The 17,516-nt window shown below is 65.3% G+C and carries 15 protein-coding genes; 7 read left to right on the top strand and 8 right to left on the bottom strand.

The genetic code is table 11. From position 1 onward, the window contains the following. Positions 1–166 precede the first annotated feature (166 nt). Positions 167–1,849 (bottom strand): electron transfer flavoprotein-ubiquinone oxidoreductase, encoded by a 1,683-nt coding sequence (locus tag IOC61_RS04755; protein WP_324254684.1) that lies wholly within the window; start codon positions 1,847–1,849, stop codon positions 167–169. A 380-nt stretch (positions 1,850–2,229) separates the two neighbouring features. Between IOC61_RS04755 and IOC61_RS04750 the strand changes: the two genes are divergently transcribed. The 7 genes from IOC61_RS04750 (at position 2,230) to nrdF (ending at position 9,123) form a co-directional block, all read left to right on the top strand. Further along, positions 2,230–2,994 carry an electron transfer flavoprotein subunit beta/FixA family protein gene (locus tag IOC61_RS04750; protein ID WP_195687720.1) on the top strand — a complete coding sequence of 255 codons (765 nt, stop codon included), beginning with the start codon at positions 2,230–2,232 and terminating at the stop codon, positions 2,992–2,994. Next, the gene (locus IOC61_RS04745) at positions 2,991–3,929 is read left to right on the top strand and encodes an electron transfer flavoprotein subunit alpha/FixB family protein (RefSeq protein WP_195687719.1); all 939 of its coding nucleotides are present in this window, start codon (positions 2,991–2,993) and stop codon (positions 3,927–3,929) included. Before IOC61_RS04750 ends, IOC61_RS04745 begins: the two co-directional genes overlap by 4 nt. Positions 3,930–4,357: 428 nt before the next feature. Beyond that, positions 4,358–4,969 carry a superoxide dismutase gene (locus IOC61_RS04740; RefSeq protein ID WP_195687718.1) on the top strand — a complete coding sequence of 204 codons (612 nt, stop codon included), beginning with the start codon at positions 4,358–4,360 and terminating at the stop codon, positions 4,967–4,969. A gap of 363 nt (positions 4,970–5,332) precedes the next feature. Continuing rightward, positions 5,333–5,560, top strand: coding sequence for a glutaredoxin-like protein NrdH (nrdH, locus tag IOC61_RS04735; RefSeq protein WP_195687717.1), 228 nt, complete (start codon positions 5,333–5,335; stop codon positions 5,558–5,560). Further along, on the top strand, positions 5,557–5,988 hold the full coding sequence (nrdI, locus tag IOC61_RS04730) for a class Ib ribonucleoside-diphosphate reductase assembly flavoprotein NrdI (protein ID WP_195687716.1): 432 nt from the start codon (positions 5,557–5,559) through the stop codon (positions 5,986–5,988). Before nrdH ends, nrdI begins: the two co-directional genes overlap by 4 nt. Further along, entirely contained in the window at positions 5,970–8,135 is a 2,166-nt protein-coding gene (nrdE, locus tag IOC61_RS04725; RefSeq protein WP_195687715.1) for a class 1b ribonucleoside-diphosphate reductase subunit alpha, read from the top strand. The genes nrdI and nrdE overlap by 19 nt, the downstream gene beginning before the upstream one ends. 13 nt (positions 8,136–8,148) lie before the next feature. Further along, a complete protein-coding gene (gene nrdF, locus IOC61_RS04720) occupies positions 8,149–9,123 on the top strand; it encodes a class 1b ribonucleoside-diphosphate reductase subunit beta (protein WP_229332923.1) in 975 nt (324 codons plus the stop codon). A 96-nt stretch (positions 9,124–9,219) separates the two neighbouring features. Here the strand turns inward: nrdF and IOC61_RS04715 are convergent, their stop codons facing one another. From IOC61_RS04715 to fhuF, 7 genes are all read right to left on the bottom strand, one after another. Next, complete coding sequence (locus IOC61_RS04715; protein ID WP_195687714.1) at positions 9,220–9,612, bottom strand: hypothetical protein; 393 nt, start codon at positions 9,610–9,612, stop codon at positions 9,220–9,222. Between the two features lie 153 nt (positions 9,613–9,765). Next, positions 9,766–11,778 (bottom strand): Fe(3+)-hydroxamate ABC transporter permease FhuB, encoded by a 2,013-nt coding sequence (gene fhuB, locus IOC61_RS04710; RefSeq protein WP_195687713.1) that lies wholly within the window; start codon positions 11,776–11,778, stop codon positions 9,766–9,768. Beyond that, positions 11,768–12,649 (bottom strand): ABC transporter substrate-binding protein, encoded by an 882-nt coding sequence (locus tag IOC61_RS04705; RefSeq protein ID WP_324254683.1) that lies wholly within the window; start codon positions 12,647–12,649, stop codon positions 11,768–11,770. The genes fhuB and IOC61_RS04705 overlap by 11 nt, the downstream gene beginning before the upstream one ends. Positions 12,650–12,678: 29 nt before the next feature. Beyond that, a complete protein-coding gene (locus tag IOC61_RS04700; protein WP_195687711.1) occupies positions 12,679–13,446 on the bottom strand; it encodes an ATP-binding cassette domain-containing protein in 768 nt (255 codons plus the stop codon). 58 nt (positions 13,447–13,504) lie between these two features. Continuing rightward, the gene (locus IOC61_RS04695; RefSeq protein ID WP_195687710.1) at positions 13,505–15,586 is read right to left on the bottom strand and encodes a TonB-dependent siderophore receptor; all 2,082 of its coding nucleotides are present in this window, start codon (positions 15,584–15,586) and stop codon (positions 13,505–13,507) included. Positions 15,587–15,687: 101 nt separating this feature from the next. Next, entirely contained in the window at positions 15,688–16,632 is a 945-nt protein-coding gene (locus tag IOC61_RS04690) for a helix-turn-helix transcriptional regulator (protein ID WP_195687709.1), read from the bottom strand. Beyond that, the gene (gene fhuF / locus IOC61_RS04685; protein ID WP_229332922.1) at positions 16,629–17,312 is read right to left on the bottom strand and encodes a siderophore-iron reductase FhuF; all 684 of its coding nucleotides are present in this window, start codon (positions 17,310–17,312) and stop codon (positions 16,629–16,631) included. Before fhuF ends, IOC61_RS04690 begins: the two co-directional genes overlap by 4 nt. Positions 17,313–17,516 lie beyond the last annotated feature (204 nt).

Genomic DNA, 17,516 nt, shown 5'->3' with positions numbered 1-17,516 from the left:
TCCCTCAAGCTGGTGTCACCGTGCAAGCACTGCTGTGCCACCAGCAGCTTGAAACACTCGTCGTATCGGTTACTCATAAAAACACCCCGAAGGTTGGATGTGGGTGTCCAACTTTCGGGGTGCAGTTCACTGTCGCGGAGGCGTTTTCATGAAGCGGCGAGGCTTCTTACATATTCGGATAGTTCGGCCCGCCGCCGCCCTCGGGTGCCACCCAGGTGATGTTCTGGGCCGGGTCCTTGATGTCACAGGTCTTGCAGTGCACGCAGTTCTGGAAGTTGATCTGGAACATCGGCTTGCCGTCATCGCCCTCGATCACTTCGTAGACCCCGGCCGGACAGTAGCGCTGAGCCGGCTCGGCATACTCCGGCAGGTTCTCGCGGATCGGCAGCTCCGGGTCGGCCAGCTTCAGGTGACAGGGCTGGTCCTCCTCATGGTTGGTATTGGAGAGAAATACCGAGGAGGGCTTGTCGAAGGAGAGCTTGCCGTCGGGCTTCGGGTATTTGATCTTCTCGAACTCGCCGGCCGGCTTGAGTGCGGCATGGTCCGGGGTGGTGTCGTGAACATTGGGCAACTTGCCACCCAGCAGCTGGTTCATGAAGTTGTAGGCGCCGCCGCCGACGGTGCCGTACTTGTGGATCGCCGGGCCAAAGCTGGCGCTCTCCTTGAGCTCGGCATATGCCCAGCTCGCTTCCCACTTCTCGTTGAAGGCGCTCAGCTCCTGGCCACCCTCGTCGCCCTTGGCGACCGCCTCGAACACCGCCTCGGCGGCTACCAGGCCGGACTTCATGGCGGTGTGCAGCCCCTTGATCTTGGCGAAGTTCAGGGTGCCGGCATCGCAGCCGATCAGCAGGCCGCCGGGGAAGGTCATCTTCGGCAGGCAGTTCAGCCCACCCTTGGTGAGAGCCCGGGCACCGTAGGCGACGCGCTTGCCACCCTCGAGATGCTTGGCCAGCACCGGGTGGTGTTTCATGCGCTGGAATTCATCGAAGGGGGAGAGCCAGGGATTCTGGTAGGAGAGATCCATGATCAGCCCCACCACCACCTGCTGGTTGTCGCCGTGATAGAGGAACCAGCCGCCGTGGGTGTGCTTGTCCAGCGGCCAACCGGAGCCGTGCAGGATCAGGCCGGGTTCGTGCTGCTCGGCGGGCACGTCCCACAGCTCCTTGAGACCGATGCCGTAGTGCTGGGGGTCCTTGCCGGCGTCGAGGTCATACTCCTGGATCAGGCGCTTGCCCAGATGACCGCGGGCGCCTTCGGCAAACAACGTGTACTTGGCGCGCAGCTCCATGCCCGGCATATGGCCATCCTTGGGGGTGCCATCCGCGGCCACTCCCATGTCGCCGATCAGGATGCCCTTGACCACGCCCTCTTCGATGATGGTTTCCTGGGCGGCAAATCCCGGGAAGATCTCCACGCCCAGTGCCTCGGCCTGTTCGGCCAGCCAGCGGCACAGGTTGCCGGCGCTGATCACATAGCGGGTCAGGTCGCCACCGGTGTTATGCATGGTCCGGGGCACCAGGGCATTGGGTAGCTTCTGGCTCTTCTCCGCGTCCTTGAGCAGGTAGAGCTCGTCGCGGCTGGCCGGGGTGGTCAGCGGGGCGCCGCGCTCCTCCCAGTCGGGGAAGAGCTCCTGCAGCGCACGGGGCTCGAAGATGGCGCCGGAGAGGATATGGGCGCCGACCTCGGAGCCCTTCTCCACCACGCACACCGTCAGTTCCTGCTCCGCCTCGTTGGCCTGCTGCATCAGCCGGCACGCGGCGGCCAGCCCCGAAGGGCCGGCGCCCACGATAACGACATCGAACTCCATGGAATCGCGTTCGACTTGTTCTTCCATCTGCTCTCTCCTCACTGCCCGTGTCGACGTTGAGCGCCATTACACTAACATCGATAAGTTCCACTAACGTCGATAAGATTTAAAACGGTCGTTTGCTTCTAGCCTGCCCTCATGATAGGCATAATAGAACAACAAGGTCACCCCCTGCGATCATGCGACTTTGGCGCCATGTTGATCAGGTGTCTCGCCCAAGGGGCGATAATGGGATTGTTGCCCTGTGTATGGGTGTGGCACATTGAGACAGTTTTTTCGATGCGGCACCTATCAAACGCTCGCATGAAATCGACAAGAGCATGCCACGCCGTTCCAAGCGGCCAGTGACAGGAAGGTGCTGACGGCAGTGTCGCACCATTGGATTCAAGACGGTTCAACACCGAGAACCAAGCGAGGAAATCATGAAAGTACTCGTCGCGGTCAAACGCGTCATCGACTACAACGTCAAGATCCGCGTCAAGCCGGATCACTCCGACGTCGACCTCACCAACGTCAAGATGGCCATGAATCCCTTCTGCGAGATCGCCGTGGAAGAGGCGGTACGCCTGAAGGAGAAAGGCGTGGCCAGCGAGGTGGTCGCGGTCACCGTGGGGCCCAAGGCCGCCCAGGAGCAGCTGCGCACCGCCCTGGCGCTGGGCGCCGATCGCGCTATCCATGTCGAGAGCGACGAGCGTGTCGAGTCGCTGGGTGCCGCCAAGGCGCTGGCCAAGCTGGTCGAGGAGGAGCAGCCGGGGCTGGTCATCCTCGGCAAGCAGGCCATCGACACCGACAACAACCAGACCGGCCAGATGCTCGCCGCGCTGACAGGCCTGCCCCAAGGCACCTTCGCCTCCGAAGTGGTGATCAGCGGTGACGGGGCCGATGGAAAGCTGCAGGTAACCCGTGAGATCGACGGCGGCCTGCAGACCGTCGAGCTCAGCCTGCCGGCCATCGTCACCACCGACCTGCGCCTGAACGAGCCGCGCTACGCCAAGCTGCCCGATATCATGAAGGCCAAGAAGAAGCCGCTGGACGTCAAGAGCCCGGCGGATCTCGGCGTCGAGGTGGCGACCCGGACCAAGCTGCTCAGGGTCGAGCCGCCGGCCGAGCGTCAGGGTGGCATCAAGGTGGGCTCCGTGGACGAGCTGGTCGACAAACTGAAGAACGAGGCGAAGGTGATTTCATGAGCATCCTGGTACTTGCCGAACATCATGACGGCGCCTTGGCCGGCGCCACCGCCCATGTGGTCGCGGCCGCCAAGGCCATCGGTGGTGATATCGACGTGCTGGTGGCAGGCGAAGGCGTCGCCGCCATCGCCGAGGCCGCCGCCAAGCTGGACGGCGTCAACAGGGTTCGCGTGGCCGACAACGCCGCCTATGCCCACCAGCTGGCCGAGCCGATGTCGGCGCTGATCAATGAGCTCGCCGGCGACTACAGCCACGTGCTGGCCGCCGCCTCCACCACCGGCAAGAACGTGTTGCCGCGGGTCGCCGCGCTCAGAGACGTGGCGCAGATCTCCGAGATCATCGCGGTGGAGTCGCCCGATACCTTCAAGCGTCCCATCTACGCCGGCAACGCCATCGCCACCGTGCAGAGCGACGATGCCCTGAAGGTGATCACCGTGCGCACCACCGGCTTCGACGCCTGCCCTGATAGAGGGAGCGAGGGCGGCAGCGCCGGCGTGGAAGCGGTCGACTTCGTCGCCGACAACAGCCAGTCCACCTTTATCAAGGAGGAGCTGGCCCAGTCCGACCGTCCGGAGCTGGGGGCCGCCAAGGTGGTCATCTCCGGTGGCCGCGGCATGGGCAACGGCGACAACTTCAAGCTGCTCGAAGGGATCGCCGACAAGCTGGGCGCCGCCGTGGGCGCCTCGCGCGCCGCCGTGGATGCCGGCTTCGTGCCCAATGACATGCAGGTGGGGCAGACCGGCAAGATCGTCGCGCCGGAGCTCTATATCGCCGTGGGCATCTCGGGTGCCATCCAGCACCTGGCGGGCATGAAGGACTCCAAGGTGATCGTGGCGATCAACAAGGACGAGGAGGCGCCGATCTTCCAGGTAGCCGACTATGGCCTGGTGGCTGACCTGTTCGAAGCCCTGCCGGAGCTCGAGCAGAAGCTCTGATAACGATCGTGATCTTCCAGGTCGCGCCCTCAATGAGCTGCGGCCTGGTGGCTGACCTGTTCGAAGCCCTGCCGGAGCTTGAGCAGACGCTATGATAACGATCGTGATCTTCCAGGTCGCGCTCTCGATGAGCTGCGGCCTGGTGAGGGACCTGTTCGACGCCCTGCCGGACCTCGAGCAGAAGCTCTGAGACTCTGCTTGTAGCGACTCGGTAAAACGCCGGCTCCATTAGGAGTCGGCGTTTTGCTACTGGGGCTCCTGCTGGACGGCTTCACATCGTCTAGAGTAGGGTGAGTCGACGTACTGGAGCTGCTGCTCAAGAAAAATCTGGTCGAGGTGGTTGAAGTTACCGACCGATGGCCGCACCTCTAGTCATTGCAGGACAAGAATTGCAGTGTCTGCAAAGCCACCAAAAGGAGATGATCAACATGGCACATACCCTCCCTGACCTTCCGTATGCCTACGATGCGCTCGAGCCGCATATCGATGCGTTGACCATGGAGATCCACCATTCCCGTCACCATCAGACCTACGTCAACAACCTGAACGCTGCCCTCGAGGGCACCGGTCTGGAAGAAGTGCCGGTCGACGAGCTGCTTGCCGATCTGGACAAGGTGCCGGCTGAGAAGCGTCAGGCGGTCATCAACAACGGTGGCGGCCACTCGAACCACTCCATGTTCTGGCAGATGATGTCACCCAATGGTGGCGGTCAGCCCAAGGGCAAGGTAGGCGAGGCCATCGAGAGCGAGCTGGGTGGCTTCGAGGCGTTCAAGGAATCCTTTACTAAGGCTGCCCTGGGTCGCTTCGGCAGCGGCTGGGCATGGCTCAGCGTGACCCCCGCGAAGAAGCTGGTGGTGGAAAATTCCCTCAACCAGGACAGCCCGATCTCCAACGGCAACACGCCGGTGCTGGGGCTGGACGTGTGGGAGCATGCCTACTACCTGAAGTTCCAGAACAAGCGTCCGGACTATATCGCCGCGTTCTTCAACGTGGTGGATTGGGATGAAGTGGAGCGTCGCTACCAGGCTGCCACTGCCTGATCGACCCCTTTCCGGTCTGACAAATAGCGCCGCGGCCCCTGGGGTCGCGGCGCTGTTGTATGGGTACCTTGCCGGGCAGGAGTATCGCCCTGCCTCCCTATCACTCTCATCTCTCTATCTCCTTGAGCCCTTGTGGGCCTTGCTATGCCTCTCGCCCCTCACTCCTCGTCCTTTATTCCTTGCCACCCACTCCTCGTCACCCATTCCTTGCCACCCGAGGCGCTATCGAGTCTGTTAGTCACTTGTGTTTGATATCTCCATATAACACAACATATGGTATTTCAAGGGTGACAGTTTCTATATATGGTGTATCCTTGCCATCGAAATCACCATATATAGTTTCCTTCCTCAGGGAGTGTCGCCATGGAGATCAAGGTCTATACCCGTCCAGCCTGCCCGCAGTGCACGGCCACCTGCCGCACCCTGGAGCGCCGGGGAATCGATTACCGCCTGATCGATCTGGAGCAGAATCCGGAGGCTCGCGATCGCGTCATGGCACTGGGGCACCGCCAGCTGCCGGTCGTGGTAGCCGGCGATGAGCACTGGTCCGGTTTTCGCCCGGACCGACTCGGCGGCCTGACGCCGGCATGAGCGAGGCACCGTTGGAGGGTGTGCCGCCGGAACTGATCTATTTTTCGACACGCTCCGGCAACACCCATCGCTTTATTCAGAAACTGGAGCTGCCGGCCCGGCGCATTCCTCTTGAGCGGGGTGCCCAGGCTCTGTCGGCAACACGTCCCTTCGTGCTGGTGACGCCTACCTATGGCGGTGGTGAGACGAAGGGGGCGGTGCCGGCGCCGGTGATCCGTTTTCTCAACGATTCCGACAACCGGGCGCTGCTGAAGGGCGTGATCGCCGCTGGCAATACCTGTTTTGGCGCCGCCTATGGACTGGCAGGGCGCATCATCGCCGAGAAGTGCGGTGTTCCCCTGCTCTATCGATTCGAGTTGCTGGGCACGGACGATGACGTGACCCGGGTTCGCAAGGGAGTGAGAGAGTTTTGGACACGACAATCCTGACCCAGCCGCCTCGTCAGGCGGAGAGTGATGCGGGGCGCAAGCTGGATTACCACGCCTTGAACGCCATGCTCAACCTCTATGACGATGAGGGACGGCTGCAGCTGGCGCGCGACCGCGAAGCGGTACGCGAGTACTTTCTTCAGCACGTCAATCAGAACACGGTGTTCTTCCACTCGCTGAAGGAGAAGCTCGACTATCTGGTGGAGAACCAGTACTACGAGCCTCAGGTGTTGGCGCAGTACGATGCCGGCTTTATCAAGGCGCTTTTCGAGCAGGCCTATGCCTGGAAGTTTCGCTTCCCGAGTTTTCTCGGCGCCTTCAAGTACTACACCAGTTATACGCTGAAGACCTTCGACGGCCGCCGCTACCTGGAGCGCTTCGAGGATCGGGTCTGCATGGTAGCCCTGGCCCTGGCTCGTGGTGACGAGACGCTGGCCAGGTCGCTGGTGGACGAGATCATTGCCGGCCGCTTCCAGCCGGCCACCCCGACCTTCCTCAATGCCGGCAAGCGCCAACGTGGCGAGCTGGTATCCTGCTTTCTGCTGCGCATCGAGGACAACATGGAGTCCATCGGCCGGGCCATCAATTCGGCCCTGCAGCTCTCCAAGCGTGGGGGAGGGGTGGCGCTGCTGTTGAGCAATATCCGTGAGGCAGGCGCACCGATCAAGCATATCGAGAACCAGTCGTCGGGCATCATCCCGATCATGAAGCTGCTCGAGGATGCCTTCTCCTACGCCAACCAGCTCGGTGCACGCCAGGGGGCCGGGGCGGTCTATCTCAATGCCCACCATCCCGATATCCTGCGCTTTCTCGACACCAAGCGCGAGAATGCCGATGAGAAGATCCGCATCAAGACGCTGTCGTTGGGGGTGACGATCCCCGATATCACCTTCGAGCTGGCCAAGCGCAACGAGCCGATGTACCTCTTCTCGCCCTATGATGTGGAGCGGGTCTATGGCATGCCCTTCGGTGACATTGCCGTGACCGAGAAGTACCGCGAGATGGTCGACGACTCACGGATTCGCAAGACCAAGATCAATGCCCGGGCCTTCTTCCAGACCCTGGCCGAGGTGCAGTTCGAATCCGGCTATCCCTATGTGATGTTCGAGGATAACGTCAACCGCGCCAACCCCATCGCCGGGCGCATCAATATGAGCAACCTCTGCTCGGAGATCCTGCAGGTCAATACGCCCAGCGAGTTCAACGATGACCTCGGCTACCGTCGGGTGGGGGAGGATATCTCCTGCAACCTGGGGTCGTTGAATATCGCCCGGGTGATGGATTCAGGCGATATCGGAGGCAGTGTCGAGGTCGCGGTGCGCGGCCTCACCGCGGTGGCCGAGATGACCGAGATCGCCTCGGTGCCCACGATCGCCAACGGCAACGCCCTGTCCCGGGCGATTGGCCTGGGGCAGATGAACCTGCACGGCTTTCTGGCCCGCGAGCATGTCCATTATGGCACGCCGGAGGCGTTGGACTTTACCAGTGTCTACTTCGCCTGTGTGGCCTATCACGCCCTGCGTGCGTCCAACCGCCTGGCCATTGAGCGCGGTGAAAGCTTCGCCGGTTTCGCGGCGTCGGACTACGCCAGCGGAGTCTTCTTCGACAAGTACACCGAGCGCGACTGGCTGCCGCAGACCGAGCGCGGCCAGGCACTCTTCGCGGATGCCGGCATCGCGCTGCCGACACGCGAAGACTGGGCGGCGCTCAAGGCGTCGGTCATGGCCCACGGGCTCTATAACCGCAATCTTCAGGCGGTGCCGCCCACCGGCTCGATCTCCTACATCAATCATGCCACCTCCAGCATTCACCCGGTGGCCTCGCCCATCGAGATTCGCAAGGAGGGCAAGCTCGGTCGCGTCTACTACCCGGCACCCTATCTCGATGATGACAACCTGGCCTACTACCGGGACGCCTACGAGATCGGCCCCGAGGCGATCATCGATACCTACGCCGCCGCCTCCGAGCACGTTGATCAGGGGTTGTCGCTGACGCTGTTCTTCCCCGATACCGCGACGACCCGGGATATCAACCGGGCCCAGATCACAGCCTGGCGGAAGGGCATCAAGACCCTCTATTACGTGCGCCTGCGCCAGAGTGCCCTGGAGGGCACCGAGGTTGAGGGCTGTGTCTCCTGCACACTCTAAGGGATTGCTTAACATGACGATGACTGCCAAACGACTCACCCGAGTGGATGCCATCAACTGGAATCGCCTGCAGGACGACAAGGACCTGGAGGTATGGAACCGTCTGACCAGCAACTTCTGGCTACCGGAGAAGGTGCCGCTCTCCAACGACATCCCCTCGTGGAACACCCTGACGGAGGCCGAGCGACGGCTTACCATCCGCGTCTTCACCGGCCTGACCCTGCTCGATACCATCCAGAGCAGCGTGGGCGCACCGATGCTGATGCCAGACTCCCGTACCCCCCACGAGGAGGCGGTCTACGCCAATATCACCTTTATGGAGGCGGTGCATGCGCGCTCCTACAGCTCGATCTTCTCCACGCTCTGCACCACCCAGGAGGTAGACGATGCCTTCCGCTGGAGCGAGGAGAATCCGGCGCTGCAGCGCAAGGCGGAACTGGTGCTGGAGCGCTACTGGGCCGAGGACCCGCTGATGCGCAAGGTGGCCAGTGTCTTCCTGGAGTCGTTCCTGTTCTACTCGGGCTTCTACCTGCCGATGTACTGGTCCAGCCATGCCAAGCTGACCAATACCGCCGACCTGATTCGCCTCATCATTCGCGACGAGGCGGTGCACGGCTATTACATCGGTTACAAGTTCCAGCAGGCCATGGCCGAGGCGACGCCGGAGCGCCAGGAAGAGGTCAAGGCCTACGCCTATGAGCTGATGCTGGCGCTCTATGAGAACGAGGTGGCCTATACCGAGCTGCTCTACGATGAGGTCGGACTCACCGAGGACGTCAAGAAGTTCCTCCACTACAACGCCAACAAGGCGCTGATGAACCTGGGCTTCGATGGGCTCTTTCCCCAGGAGGTGTGCGACGTCGACCCGACCATTCTCGCCGCACTCTCTCCCGGCGCCGACGAGAACCACGACTTCTTCTCCGGTTCGGGCTCCTCGTATGTCGTCGGCCGCACCGAGGCCACCGAAGACGAGGATTGGGCCTTCTAGCGCGACTGCCTAGCTCTTCCTGGGTTGGAGGGGTGGGGCTATCTCCCGCGGCTGGCCGGATAACGGTGTGCCTCGGAGGTCTTTCGAGAGCGTGACTTACCCGACGCTGAGCCAGTAGCGCAGCCGCTGCATCGGACCCGGCTGTGAGCGGGCCTGGCGCCCCTCCAGCCTGGCAATGGTCTCCTGCAGCGGCTTTCGGATGGCCTGCAGGTGGTGCTGACAGAGGCGCTTGCCGAGGGCACCCGGGCACTGCGCCATCAGCAGCCCGGCGTGATAGACCGCCGTGCCCAGTGATTCGGCCACGTCGGGAGCCCCCTGGGCATCGCGACGGCAGCGCTCCAGTTCGCTGGTGAGCAGGGTGAGGGTACGGGAATCCAGCCAGCAAGGCGTATCATCACCCTGCGTCTGTGCACTTACCCGCTCCAGGAGTTCCCGAAAGGAGACCTCCAAAAAGATGCAGTGGTAGCGGAGCAGGGAAGAGGCTGACATGATGGACAACTCTTGTTTGATATTAATTATCATTCTCTTTGGGTGTGAGGGTCCTGTCAAGCTGACGTTAGGCTGGGCCGTTTCTTGTGTGAGACTGTCGCAGGCTCCAGCAAGGCCCGCGCTTGCCATTGATATCGGTCCAGCGAAGCGGCGCTAGAGCCGCCGCATCCCCCACATGAAATAGGCGCCGCCAAGCAGTGAGGCGACGATACCGGCGGGAATCTCCTCGGGGAACAGCCATTGACGGCCGATCCAGTCGGCCAGCACCATCAGCAAAGCACCGGCCAGGGCTGCGCCCAGCAGGTGCATGTTCGCCCGGGAAAAGCCCAGCAGGCGGGCCAGGTGGGGAGCGAGCAGGCCGACGAAGGAGAGCGGGCCAACCACCAGGGTGGCGGCGGCGGTGAGCAGGGCTACCAGCAGCAACAGCAGCAGGCGTGAGCGCTTCAGGCCGATGCCGAGTGCCCGGGACGTGGCGGCCCCCAGCGGCAGGATATCCAACCAGCGAGCCAGCGGTGCGGCGACCAGGACCAACAGCAGCGCCGCGGAGGCCACCACTAGCGCGCTGGTCGGGTCGACGTAGTAGGTGGAGCCGGAGAGCCAGGCGATCACCTGCTGGCCGCGGGGGTCGCCGCCGGCCAGCACCACGCCCTTGACCGCCTCGAACAGGGCGGTGATCGCCACGCCGGTCAGCAGCAGTCGTTCCGGCTGGAAGCCGCTCTTGCGGTTGAGGCCCACCAGCACCGCCAGGCTGGCCAGCGCCCCCAGAGTGCCGGCGGCCACCAGGGTCAGGTTGCTCGGGGCGGGCAGCAGGAAGATGGCGCCCATCAGGGCGATGGCGCTGCCGCCGCTGATGCCCAGCACCTCGGGGCTGGCCATGGGGTTGGCGGTCAGACGCTGGATCAGGGTGCCGGCGATAGCCAGCATCACCCCGCAGCCGGCGGCGGCCAGTGCCCGGGGGGCTCGCCACTGCAGCACGTGCCAGTCGCCGGGGGCGGCCCACTGCCAGCCGTTGGCGCCCTGGCCGGCCAGCACCGCGACCGCGCCCACGCCCAGCAGGGCGATGGCGAGCCCGCCGGCCAGTCGAACGGGTGCTGGATGACGCCGACCGAGCGCGCGGGCCTCGCGAGGGGGCGTTTCGCCGGTCAGGCGCAGTCGCGGAATCAGCCACAGCAGCAGCGGTGCGCCCAGGGCCGCGGTGGTGGCGCCGGTGGGAATCAGGGTCGGCAGGTGGCCCGAGACGCGCTGCAGCGCCAGGTCGGTGGCGGCCAGCAGCAGGGCGCCGAGCAGCGTCGACCAGGCGAGCCGAGCGCCCAGGCGCCGTGCCCCGGCCAGGCGCACGATGTTAGGCGCGGCGAGGCCGATGAAGCCGACGATCCCCACCACGCTCACCACGCAGCCGGTAAGAAAGACCGCGAGGCCCAGGCCGGCGAGGCGCAGATGCTTGAGCGAGACGCCGAGGCTGCGCGCGCCGGCCTCGTCGAGGGCGAGCACCGCCAGGGGGCGCAGCAGCAGCCAGGCGAGCAGGCCGCCGGCCGCCAGTCGCGGCGCCAGGAAGGCGACGTCCTGCCAGCCGTTCTGGGAAAGCGACCCCGCCCCCCAGATGAGCAGCCCCTTGAGCTCCTCCTGATGGAAGAGCAGCAGCACCATGGAGAGCGCCCCGAAGTAGAGGTTGACCACCAGGCCGCCGAGCACCACCACCACCGGCGCCAGGCCGCGCCGCCAGGCCAGGGCGAACACCAGGCCCATGGTCAGGCCGCCGCCGGCCAGCGCCACCCACTCCCGCCCCAGCCCCAGCAGGCCCGGGACCATCAGCGAGGCGGCCATCAGCGCCAGGTTGGCGCCGCTGGCCACTCCCAGGGTGGTGGGCGCAGCCAGCGGGTTGCGCAGCACCTGCTGCATCAGTACGCCGGCGAGCGCCAGGCCGCCGCCGGCGAGCAGCGCCATGGCGAGTCGCGGCCACCAGGCGTAGTGCAGGACCAAGCCTGAGGCGGCCTCATCCGTCGCCGCGGGCTCGAGCAGTGCGGCTAACCCGGCACCCACGCCGGGACCGGAGAGCAGATGGTCAAGGGCGAGGGCCAGCACGCCGAGGGCGAGCGGCAGGCAGAGTGCCATCGGCGTCAGCCGGAGGCGCCAGGTGCCGTGGGAGGCGAGGGCATCAGGCGTCATCGTCGGACTCCAGGGCACTCACCAGTTGTTTGGCGAAACGCTCGGCCGAGGGCAGGGCGCCGAAGCTCCAGGTCGGCGGCAGCACGATGGGTACCCTTCGGCTCGCCTCGATAAGGTGATCCCAGAGGCCGCCGTCGTCTAGGCGCTCGCGGACCCCGGCCGGATAGGGCTCCACCACCACCAGCCGGGCATCGAGGCCGGACAAAGCCTCGATGCCCACCAGCGAGAAGCCCCAGGTGTTGGTGGGCCCCTGCCAAGCGTTGTCGAGCGCCAGACGATCGAGCACCGCCTGGTAGAGGCCATTCTCGCCGAACACCCGCACGTGGCGGCTATCCATAAACTGAATGACCACCAGCGGCGGGGTCGTGTCATCGACTCGCTGGCGCAGGGCGTCGAGGCGGGCCTCTGTCTCTTCGATCAGCCGGGTCGCCGCCGCGGGGCGATCGACCAGATGGCCGAGCGAGCGGGTCAACTCGCGCATCTCCGTCCAGGTGTCGCGCCCTGGACGGTAGAGTGGCAGGGTCTCGACCGGGGCGATGCGCTCGAGACGCGGCGCGAGGTTGGCGAACATCGACGAGATCAGGATGCGCTCCGGTGCCAGGCTCGCCAGCAGTTCGAGGTTGGGCTGGCTGCGCAGGCCCAGGTCGACCGTTGCGTCGGGCAGGACGGGTTCGCCCACCCAGGCGTGGTAGGCCTCGACCTGGGCGACCGCCCCGGGCGGCGCGCCGAGGGCGACCAGCGTCTCGGCCAGGGTCCAGTCGAGGGTGGCGAGGCGCGGCGTATCGGCCGGGGCCGCGGCGGCGATAAGCGCGGCAACCAGGCCGGCGAGCCATATCAGGGCGCGTCGAGGGCGGGGCGATCCGGAAAACACGGCGAGCTCCATGGTCAGGGGCAGCGTGACTAGTGGGCGATGGCGACGCGGTGTTCGCCACAGGGGTGGGCCATGACGTGCATGGGAATGCCGTAGATGGCCTGGAGGGTCTGGCCGTTCATTATCTCCTCGGGCGTGCCCTGGGCCAGCAGGCGGCCGCCGTGCAGGGCTACCAGGCGGTCGCAGTAGCGTGACGCCATATTGATATCATGAAGTACGATGACCACCCCGAGGCCGAGCTCCTGGCATAGCCGACGAATCAGCGCCAGTACCTCCACCTGGTGGGCGACATCCAGCGCCGCCAGGGGTTCGTCGAGCAGCAGAAAGCGGCTGCCCTGGGCGAGCAGCATGGCCAGCCAGACCCGCTGGCGCTCGCCGCCCGAGAGAGTATCCACCTGGCGGTCGGCGAAGGGCTCGGTGTGGGTCATCGCCAGGGCTCGGTCGACGGCGGCTTCGTCATCGCGACCGTGGCGGCCCAGCAGACCGCGCCAGGGGTAGCGGCCGAAGCCCACCAGCTCACGCCCCGTGAGGTTATCGGAGGCGGGCAGCTGCTGAGGCAGGTAGGCGACCCGACGGGCGAAGGCGCGATGCCCCCAGGACGGCATCGGCTTGCCGTCCAGCCGAAGCTCGCCCCGAGTGGCGACCTGCTGGCGGGCCAGCAGCTTGAGCAGGGTCGACTTGCCCGAGCCATTGTGGCCGATCAGGCCGTGGATACGACCCTCCGCAAAGGTCAGGTCGAGGGGATGCAGCAGGCACTGGCCGTTGATCTCGAAGGAGGCGGCGCGCGTTTCGATCATGGGAGCATCTCCTCCTCGTTTGGACCGGTGATCGTGAATGAGAGTCGCGGTGGCCGGGTCAGAAGTTGTAGCTGACCGTCGCCTTGACGCTGCGTTCGGCGCCGAAGTAGCAGAAGTTGATGTCGCTGCAGCCGGCGACATAGTCCTCGTCGAGCAGGTTGCTGACGTTGAGCCGCGCGGAGACCCCCTCGAGACCCACCTCGGCCAGGTCGTAGCCCAGGGTGGCGTCGACCAGGGTGTAGTCGGGCACCTTTTCGGTATTGGCCTCGTCGGCGTAGATGTCGGCGTAGTAGCGCACCCCGAGGCCTGCCTCCAGGCCAGTGAGCCCACCCTGCTGGAAGCGGTACCGGCCCCACAGCGAGGCCTGGTGGCGTGGCACCCAGTTGTCGGTATTGCCCTCGTTGGCACCGTCGGTCTTCTCGAGGGTCACGTCGGTGTAGGTATAGCCGGCCTGCAGATACAGGTTCTCGGTCAGCTGGGTATGGCTCTCCAGCTCGACGCCCTGGGACTCGATCTCGCCGGTGGCGCGGAAGAAGGTCTCGCTGGCGCGCTTGGTGGCCAGGTTCTCCTGGGTGATATGGAAGAGGGCCACGCTGTAGCGATCCTGGCTGCCGGCCGGCTGGAACTTCAGGCCCGTTTCCACCTGTTCGCCCTGGGAAGGCTCGATCAAATCGCCGTTCTGGTCGACCGCGGAGTTGGGGCTAAAGGAGGTGGTATAGCTGGCATAAGGCGCCAGGCCATTGTCGAACAGGTAGAGCACCCCGGCGCGGCCGCTGAACTGGGTGTCGTCCAGCGTGCTCTCGATGCCGCTGTCGCGGTCGGTGTTGCTGATATCCACCCAGTCGTGGCGGCCGCCCAGGTTCAACCGCCAGTTGCCCAGCGCCAGCTGGTCCTGGAGGTAGACGCCGGTCTGCTCCAGCTCGCGTTTCTTGCGCACGTCCGGATAGAAGGCGGTGGGCTCGCCGCCGTACTGCGGGTCGAAGGCATCGATGGCGGGAAAGGCTCCGGAGCCCCAGACGACGTCATTATCGCGCTGCTGGTAGTCGACACCGGCCAGCAGGGTATGCTCGGCGGCCCCGGTAGTGAGGCGGCCCTCGAGCTGGTTGTCCACCGCCAGGGCCTCGAGCGACTCGTCGCCGCTTGAGAAGTAGCGGTTGAGCTCGGTGTCGCTGGCCCAGCCGAAGGCATAGACCTGCTCCAGCTCGACATCGGACTCGGTGTAGCGCAGCGTCTGGCGGCTAGTCAGGGCGTCGTTGAAGCGGTGCTCCAGCTCGTAGCCCAGCATGGTCTGCTCGCGCTCGAACGTGTCGAAGTCCTCCTCGCCCTCGAAGAAGGTATTGGTGATGCGACGGCCATTGCGACCTTTCACCGTGCCTTCGAAGGGCAGGCCCGCATGGTAGCCGCCTTCCGGATCCTTGTGCAGGTAGGCGTGCAGGGTGAGGCTGGTGGCGTCGGTGATGTCCCAGCTCAGCTGGGGAGCGAAGGCGTAGCGTTCCTCTTCCACCGGGCTGAACTGGGTGTCGGCGGCCCGGGCCAGGCCGGTCAGGCGGAAGGCGAGGCGACGCTCGTCATCCAGCGGGCCGGTGAGGTCGAAGGCGGCGCTGCGCTGGGCGTTGTTGCCCGCGCCCAGGCGCAGCTCGCCGCTGCGCTCGAATTCGGGGCGCTTGCTGGTCTGGGCCACCAGGCCGCCCGGGGAGGCGCGGCCATAGAGCACCGAGGCCGGGCCCTTGACCACCTCGATGCGCTCGAGGAAATACGGGTCAATGACCAGCGAGCTGAAGGAGCCGCCGTCGCTCATCACCTTGAGACCGTCGAGGAAGGTGTTGCTGACGCTGCCGTCGGTGAAGCCGCGTAGCACCAGGTAGTCGTAGCGGTTGGAGGCGCCGACCTGGTTGGTGTAGACGCCCGGCGTGTAGTCGGCGGCGCGCTGCACCGTCTCGGCACCTCGCGCCTCCCACTCCTCGCTCTCGATAACCGAGATTGACTGCGGCGTCTCGTTGAACGGCGTCTCGGTCTTGGTGGCCGCCTGGGCGGTGACGGTGAGCGGCGCAAGGGTCTCGGTCTGGTCGGCCTGGGCGGTGAGCGCGGTACCTGAGGCAGCAATCGCGACCGCCAGCGCCAGGGGGCGTGGTGTGAGCATGGGAGGTCCTGTGGGATTGAGATATAGCTGAGTAATGAGAATTATTGCTGTTTGTTGGGCGGCATAGGTTTGCGCAATGCGCACGCCGCTATGCGCAGCGCTTAACCTGTTCGATAGAGGGAACTCGGCGCATGGCCGAAGCGACGGCGGAAGGCGGTGGCGAAGTTGCTGGCGTGGCGGTAGCCGCAGAAGTGGGCGGCCTGCTGCACGCTATGGCCCTGGCGCAGATAGTCGTGGGCCAGGCTCAGCCGGCACTCGCGCAGGTAGTCGAACACCGAGCGGCCGTAGGCGGCGCGGAACTTGCGCCTCAGGCTGGCGGGGCTCATGGCGGCCAGTTCGGCCAGCGCCTCCAGACGATGTTCGCCGGCGGGGTCGTGACGCAGGGTGTCGCGGACCCGCTCCAGGCGCTGGTGTTCCTGGGGCGCCAGCGTGGGGGCCGGGGACGGTGTCGGGTCGTCGACACGACCGCCGTGGGCCAGCAGCTGCAGGCTTAGCCCCCCGAGCAGCAGGCGCTGGGCTTGGCCCGGCAGCGGCGCGGTCAGGGCCTGCTCGAGGCCTTGGCGTAGCGGCTCGGGTAGTTGCCAGGCACGCAGGTGGGAGGCGGCAGGCGACGGGGCGCTCATGCCCAGCCGAGCCAGGCAGGCGTCGTCGAGGCTCAGGGTCAGGGCGCGCAGGCGCTGGCCGGCGGGCTGGAAGGCGGCCAGGCCGCGGTCGGCCTCGAGCCGCAGGCTTAGCGCCATGCCGGCGGTGAGGGTGAGCGGGCATTCGTTTTCCAACGCCACCTCGGCCTGGCCCTCCAGCATCACGATAATGGACATCGGCGAGGCCGCCCGGGAGTAGGATTCATAGCGATGCAGCACCTCCACGTCGGAGGCGACCAGCTGCATGCCTGGGTGCGGCGTGAATTCGCGCACCACCCCACGCACCACCGGCGCCTCGGTCCGGGGCGAGAGGCCCGGCACCCGATAGTCGAGCCCGTAGCGCCGGCCGTAGGCGTGGAGGTCTCGCGGGGTGTGCTGGCGCATCTCGGCGGCGGGCAGGCTCATCCGGCTGCCTTCGCCGCCTTGCCGGCGGGCCGGCATGCCAGCGGGCAGTTGGCGCAGTAGCCGAGTTCATCGATCAGGTAGCGGATGCAGCACAGCCGGCGCACCCGGGCGGGCTGGTCCGGCGAGGCGGGCGTGACGTAGCGCACCGGGCGGTAGAGCGGGTTGCGGCGGCCGTCGGGCAAGGTGCGGCGCTCCATCAGCGCCTGGGCGGGCTCAGTCGCGTCCGGTGAGGCCATGGGATGGTCGGCCAGGGCGCTGGCGAAGTATTCGAGGTAGTTGCCCGCGCTGCTCCAGAACACCTTGGGCGAGGCACCGGTGACCGTGGCCAGGGCCTCGATCAGTGGCGTCAGGTGGTTATCGAGCAGGGTAGCGAAGCGCGAATGGGGATCGAGCTCGGCCAACGGCTTGCCGGCATGGCGCAGCACCAGCCCGGTGGTCTGCCCCTCGGGCGACTGCTCGAGGTGCAAGTCGTCCAGCCCCAGCGGTAGGTCGCGTTCGAGAAGCAGGTTAGCGGCCAGGCCGTGGGCCACCAGGGCGCTGAAGTGCCACTTGGACCACAGCGAGGCCACCGCCCGGCGGTCGCCGTGGCCGTACTGGGCGCCAAAACGCGTGAATAGCGCACCCAGGTAGGCCGGGTCGAGCAGATTTCTGGCAGGCAGAGTGCCGGCATCGGGAGCCATTGAGACCCGTGGAGGAGGAAAACTCTTCAACGGGCCAATGTAGAGCGTCAAGAGGGTGCGAGGCATGGTATCCATCGGGAAGGTTGTCGACCATGTCAGGGGTATATCGGCCCTGATAGCCGTAGCGAGACAGCGATACATTTGAGACTTATTATCATTATATTTTAAGGGTTTTCAATGATTGATAACTATTATCACTTGTGA

Origin of the sequence: Halomonas sp. KAO (assembly GCF_015595025.1) — a bacterium.
Lineage (GTDB): Bacteria > Pseudomonadota > Gammaproteobacteria > Pseudomonadales > Halomonadaceae > Halomonas.
Note: the sequence above shows the minus strand (reverse complement) of the source record. Positions and strands in the feature narration are given on the sequence as shown.